1 protein-coding gene is annotated in these 469 nt (G+C 58.4%); it reads right to left on the bottom strand.

The features are described from left to right. Positions 1 to 469 (bottom strand): IS256 family transposase (locus CYJ76_RS11350; RefSeq protein WP_180802299.1); only part of this gene is annotated, 469 nt, incomplete at both ends.

The raw sequence follows: 469 nt of genomic DNA, 5'->3' as shown, positions 1-469 counted from the left end.
CCAAATACGCCGCGACGTGAGGGAATTTCGGCTCCAGTAGGTCGACAACTTCGCGGGCTTGAGCCCAAGTGGATGTGGCGTCAGGTTGCTGGAAGATTGTCTGGAACATCGCAGAGACCATCGGCCATTGTGTTTTCGGGACCTTTTCGTAGAGGTTCTTCGCGAAATGGGTGCGGCACCGCTGCCACGACGCATTGGGCAGCACTTCGGAAATGGCGTGCTGGATGCCTTCGTGGGCATCACTGGTGATAAGGAATACCCCAGTAAGTCCGCGGGCTTTTAAGTCCTGGAAGAAGCCTTTCCACGACGCGTTGGATTCCGCGGTGGCGACGTGCATGCCGAGCATTTCGCGATACCCGTCGGCGTTGACTCCGGTGGCAAGCAGCACTGAGCATTTGACCACCCGGCCGCCTTCACGGACTTTGATCGTGAGCGCATCGCACGATAAAAAGGCGTACCCGCCGGGGTC

Source organism: Kytococcus schroeteri, from assembly GCF_002847825.1.
GTDB lineage: Bacteria > Actinomycetota > Actinomycetes > Actinomycetales > Dermatophilaceae > Kytococcus > Kytococcus schroeteri.
The sequence above is the reverse complement of the archived record's forward strand: the minus strand, read 5'-3'. Positions and strand labels throughout refer to the sequence as shown.